Origin of the sequence: uncultured Thomasclavelia sp. (assembly GCF_944324745.1) — a bacterium.
Taxonomy (GTDB): domain Bacteria; phylum Bacillota_I; class Bacilli_A; order Erysipelotrichales; family Coprobacillaceae; genus Thomasclavelia.
In genome coordinates this window covers 1-5337 of the sequence record NZ_CALUXO010000100.1, presented here as the reverse complement: position 1 = coordinate 5337, position 5337 = coordinate 1, and the positions used below count along the sequence as shown (strand labels likewise).

Sequence of the window (5337 nt, the reverse complement as noted above, 5' to 3'; positions counted from 1 at the left end):
AACAGCGATATCTGGACATCGCTCATGACTAAATTGGTAACCTGGGTATAGTTGTTTAAAATACAGTTGGCCACATGATATGCCGTCTCCCCATCGGCTGCCGTTACCTTCAGATTGACCAGATTGGTATCCGTTATCTTGGTCAGCGATATATTGACATTGTCTAATGATATCCCCAGTCCTTCCTGGATTATCTGACGCATCATGCTCCCCGTCATCAGTCCATTGAAGGTCGTGAACATATCATCATTGTCATCGCTCGTGGCAAAGATATTGTCCTGATCCTGGGTATGCACCACGAATACTGCTTCAGAACTGTATGTCGTATCAAAAAAGAAAAATTCTCTGATCTCAAATACTGCCATCATCACCACGATGATCACGATGAACAGCTTTTTATGTTTCATCACCGTCCGATAGAAATAATCAAAATATTTCGTCAGATCGATCTTTGCTTCATTGTTGTCATTCATCATCTCTACCTCCTGTCATAACGGTTATATCCGTATCTGTAGCCATAGATCTTCCGGTTCCTTGTCAGATCCATGACCCCGGCATTGTAGATACATCCGATCAGATTGTTCTTCGCCAGTACCAGTCTCGTTATCGTTTCATTGATCACCGTTACCGGTGCTTCATTCTGTTTGACCACCAGTATCGATGCATCTACCCATTCATTGATGATCAGCGGTTCATTGATCCCTAAGGCCGGTGATGTATCGATGATCACATAATCAAATTCTTCTCTGGCTTCTCTGATCAGCTTTTCCATTCCATTTTGGATAAGGTCTTCACTGTTACCAAGATCCTGGATCGCACATAACACGAACAGTTCATGACGGTCCAGATATTCCACCTGGCTTTGCCAGTCGCTCTGTCCATTTAGATAGTTGTTGATCGATCTGTCGGTCTTCAGATCAAAGATCTTATGCAGTGATGGTTTTCTCAGATCCCCATCGATTATCAGTACCTTCTTATCATTCTTGGCCAGTGACAGGGCCAGATTGGCGGCGATCGATGACTTCCCTTCATTTTCTACGGAACTGGTGATCATGAAGGTCTTATATCCATGCTTCTCTCCTGAACTTTCGATCCGGTTTCTCAACTTCTTGATTGCTTCCTTATAGGCAAAGCTGGTCTTCAGCGAACTTATCAGTATCGCTTTCTTTCCATGTCTGAACATCCCTTTTCTTTCCTTCGGGATCCTTGCAAACAGTCTTCCATCCAGCGATCTTTCGATATCCGCTGCGCTCTTGATCGTCGGTCTCAGATATATTATGAAAGCATAGATAACTACAAATAAAAGACCGATCAGCGCCCCGTTTCTGAAATTGGTCATATGCCCATTGACATTGACCGGACTGTCATTCATCATCGCATCCTGCAGTACATCCATCTCATATGAAAGATGATATTCACCTGCATTATTGACATACCATTCGCTTAAATACTTGAGTGCATAGTATGATTCTCTTCTGGTCGGTGCCCTTACTGATATATTGACGATATTCGTTCCATTCTGACTGGTGATATTGCAGGTATAGCTGACATCTTCTGCTCCCATCTTTTCGATGACATAGTCCTTGACCACCTGTCCATTGAAGATATAGTCCAGTGTCGTTACATAGGCCTGGGCATTGCTCAGATTGCTGTAGGTATTTTCCTCCAGCACCAGTGCCGCCTGCATGCTGGTCATATACTGTGGTTCATAGGTAAAGGTCCGGAACACATCAAATCCTGCTCCGCATATCAGCACCAAAAGCACTATCGGCCCGATCCTTTTCAGCAGCGTCGCTATGACACATTCTATCTTCACCAGCATCTCGCTGTTTGCATTCTTACTGTCCATTCCTCTGTCCTCCTATTCCACTATTACTACCAGCTTCGTATATCCCGTATCGGCTCCCTGCGTTATCCGATAGATGATCTCATATGTCCCTGGTGTATTTCCATCATAGCTGCTGGTTACTTCGATCTCATCTTCCAGATCATTGTCCACTACTCCCGCAAACGTCACATCACTTACATAGTTCATCGGTCTGATCTGCGTTCCTACCGGTACCCGGATCAGATATTCCGTCAGGTTGATCTGGATGTTGCTGACCGTATTCAGATATGTCCCTGTCAGCCTCAGTGTCGTTGTCATCCCGCAGCTGTCGCTTACCGAAAATGTCGCTATCAGATCATTGTCACTGGTATATTCGACATTGTCGATCGATATCTTCGATGTGATATCTCCATCGACCACGCTGCTGGCACTGACATAGTCCTTCAGTGAATCATTGGATTCCAGATACTGAAAATACAGCGGTCTGGTCAATGTGATCTGTGGTGCCTGATAGTCGCTGTAGCTTAGCTGTCGTGTCTTTCTTGTCAGATTGTCATCGCTGTCGAAGACCCCATAGGTTATCGTTCTGGTCTGATCTTCCTGAAAGGTCGAGATGCTTTCGATGAACACCTGCTGGCTCAGATCTCCATCTTCACTGTCGCTGGCACTGACATCATTCAGCAGGACGCTTTGATCATCGCTGACACTGACGGTCAATGGTGTCTCCGGCACATTAAGTTCCGGATAGTTCCCTACCGTCTCTTCCTGGCTCGATATATAGACAAAGCCGATATATGCTATGATGATCAGTATTGACAGGATGATATATTTCAGATTTTTCCTCATTTCTCTTGCCCCCTTATATCATTATTTCTTTCTTTGTTAGGTCGATATTCTGCAGCATTCTTCTGGGATTTTCTTTGAAGATCCTGTTGGCTCGCTTATTTCCATACAGCTCGCTGATGATCCGGTAGTCCTGATACATCCTGGCATTCCTTCTTGATGGATCATGTCCGTCGCTTCCGATAAATGTGATCAGATCATGGTCCAATAATTCATAGATCGTATCCCGGGCCATCCTTCCATATTTTCCTGAAATGCTGCCTTTGTTCATCTGCAGCATTCCTCCCATATCGATGATATCTTTAGCCAGATGATCTGATATCTGGATCGCTTCATATCTTTCCGGATGAGCGATTACCGGTATCAGCTGATGTTTCATTACCGTTTCGGCTGCTTCTTTGATCGTCTGACCTTCGACATTGAAATAAAACTCCATCAGCAGATATCTCGTATCATTGAGCGTCGTTATCTCTTCCAGTTCCTCTTCAAAGCTGTCCCTGTCTCTATACAGATATTCACAGCCCAGATACAGTTTTACCGGTATCCCTGCTTCTTTTACTATTTCCCTGAAGTCTTCAAACAGACCTTTTATCTTTTCAGCTGGATTGATGAATCCATATGGATAGGCCAGATGTGGTGTCAGCACCAGTTCATCGGTTCCATCACGATATGCTTCATCAAGCATCTTGAGTGACATCTCGATCGTCCGGCTTCCATCATCTACCATCGGCAGTATATGACTGTGGATATCTATCATCTTTCCTTTTCCTCCTTACGTGTTAAAAATCCATCGCCATCTTCGCTGACTCCTCTTCGCTCAGTACCGTCAGCTTCGTATCCATTACCCGATAGACCCGCTGACACATGTTCAGCACGCTTGGCCGATGGGTCGTTACTATGCAGGTCTTGTTTGGATGATTGACGATGATATTGTTCAGTACCTTCCTTTCGGTCGTTACATCCAGAGCACTCGTGGCCTCATCTAAAAGCAGTATCGGTGCATCTCTCAGCAGTGCTCTGGCTATCGCTATCCTCTGGCACTGTCCTTCTGACAGTCCCTGACCTCTGGCTCCGATCTTAGCATTGATCCCTCCTTCTAGTCTTGATACGAACTCATAGGCACATGCCGATTTCAAGGCTTCGATCACTTCTTCATCGCTGGCATCTTCCTTTACCATCCGCAGATTCTCGGCTATCGTCCCTGAAAAGATCGTATTCCCCTGTGGCACATAGGCAAACAGCGGTCTGGTCGATGCATCAAGATGGTATCTCTTTCCTTCATGGTCGATCAGATAGGCATTTCCCTGATTTGGCGTGATCAGTCCTAAAAACATCCGGATCATCGTCGTCTTCCCTTCTCCGCTTGGTCCTACCAGCGCTACTATCTCTCCTGGTGCGGCCTTCATCGATGATGACATCAGTACCTGTTTTCCTTCGATATATGAAAAATAGACATCCTCAAGTTCCAGTGAGAATCCTTCTTCCTGGATGCTTTCCAGATATTCGCTTGTTTTGATGTTCAATGGTTCCTTTGGCAAAAAGATGATCTCCATCAGTCGTTTCGCTGATATCGTTGCCGATATCGTTGACGGGATGATCGATACCAGAGCTGAAAACGCTGATGACATCCTGCTTGATTGCTGCAGGAACAGTGTCATCTCTCCATAGTTGATCGCTCCGCTCCATAACCGGTATACCGCCCAGCCATAGAAGGTAAAGCTCACTACCATCCCTAACAGCGATATCAGGGTATTGTATTTGATCGAAAACCAGTTATATTCCAGATTTACATCTTTATATTTTTTCTGGAATCCTTTCAGCCGGTCACTGAACAGCTGCACCAGTGAAAATGATTTGATCGAATCGATGTTGCTGAAGGTCTCTGTCTCAAAGGCCATCATCTCGCTGTTCATCTCCTTGACCTTCATATCAAATTTTCTCAGTCTTTTCATCATCACTCTTGATGACAGAAACATCAGTGGTACGTTCGCCAGTGTCAGAAACAGCATCGTTGGATCATAGTACAGGATCAGACATAATGTCGCGATGAAATTGAAGGCATTGACGATCAGATCCGGTACCCAGCCGATCGCACTCCCCGCTACTGTCCCGACATCGCTGGTGAATCGATTCAGCAGATCCCCTCCATGATATCTTGACAGATCCAGCCAGTTGACCTCGATGATCTTGTCGAAGATATCGGCCTGGATCTCATTCTGGATCCGGATATTGATCTTCAGCGTGATCCTTGACATTGCCTGTGAAAAAAGCAGTGAAAACAGTGACATCGATACCATCAGTACTGCCATCTCCAGGGCCCTGTTGGTCTGGATCCCAGTCACTATATTGATCAGTTCCTTGCTCGCTATGCTGCTTACCAGTGACATCACCGTTGAAAAGACTCCCAGCAGCGTATAGAACACTATTTCCTTTTTATATTTAGTCCCATATGAAAACATCCATTTGATCTCTTCCCACATCTCCTTGATGCTTCCATCTTTGAACTTCTGGATTAATATCTTTATCGATTCCATTTCAACCTCCTTTTCTTCTTATCAGACCATATGCTTTTATCGTTATCCTTCTTAGCGGTATCATGTTTATCCATATCTTTTCAAAAAACAGCCACCAGGGATCTCCCGGTCTTATTTCCTTGCCTTTTCTGA

Annotated in this window: 5 protein-coding genes; all 5 read right to left on the bottom strand. The window is 44.9% G+C overall.

The genetic code is table 11. The annotated features are described in order from the left end of the window. The coding region (locus tag Q0K54_RS13730; RefSeq protein ID WP_294582090.1) for a hypothetical protein at positions 1–473 on the bottom strand (473 nt) is incomplete at its 3' end. Between the two features lie 5 nt (positions 474–478). Next, positions 479–1849 (bottom strand): polysaccharide biosynthesis tyrosine autokinase, encoded by a 1371-nt coding sequence (locus Q0K54_RS13725; protein WP_294582088.1) that lies wholly within the window; start codon positions 1847–1849, stop codon positions 479–481. Between the two features lie 12 nt (positions 1850–1861). Continuing rightward, entirely contained in the window at positions 1862–2674 is an 813-nt protein-coding gene (locus Q0K54_RS13720) for a hypothetical protein (protein ID WP_294582086.1), read from the bottom strand. A gap of 13 nt (positions 2675–2687) precedes the next feature. After that, the gene (locus Q0K54_RS13715) at positions 2688–3428 is read right to left on the bottom strand and encodes a tyrosine-protein phosphatase (protein ID WP_294582085.1); all 741 of its coding nucleotides are present in this window, start codon (positions 3426–3428) and stop codon (positions 2688–2690) included. 22 nt (positions 3429–3450) lie between these two features. Beyond that, positions 3451–5205 carry an ABC transporter ATP-binding protein gene (locus Q0K54_RS13710; protein ID WP_294582084.1) on the bottom strand — a complete coding sequence of 585 codons (1755 nt, stop codon included), beginning with the start codon at positions 5203–5205 and terminating at the stop codon, positions 3451–3453. Between the last annotated feature and the right edge of the window lie 132 nt (positions 5206–5337).

Excerpts from the sequence above, each read along its gene's own strand:
- Q0K54_RS13725 (WP_294582088.1), bottom strand. The coding sequence starts at position 1,849 with ATGGACAGTAAGAATGCAAACAGCGAGATGCTGGTGAAGATAGAATGT.
- Q0K54_RS13720 (WP_294582086.1), bottom strand. The coding sequence starts at position 2,674 with ATGAGGAAAAATCTGAAATATATCATCCTGTCAATACTGATCATCATA.
- Q0K54_RS13715 (WP_294582085.1), bottom strand. The coding sequence starts at position 3,428 with ATGATAGATATCCACAGTCATATACTGCCGATGGTAGATGATGGAAGC.
- Q0K54_RS13710 (WP_294582084.1), bottom strand. The coding sequence starts at position 5,205 with ATGGAATCGATAAAGATATTAATCCAGAAGTTCAAAGATGGAAGCATC.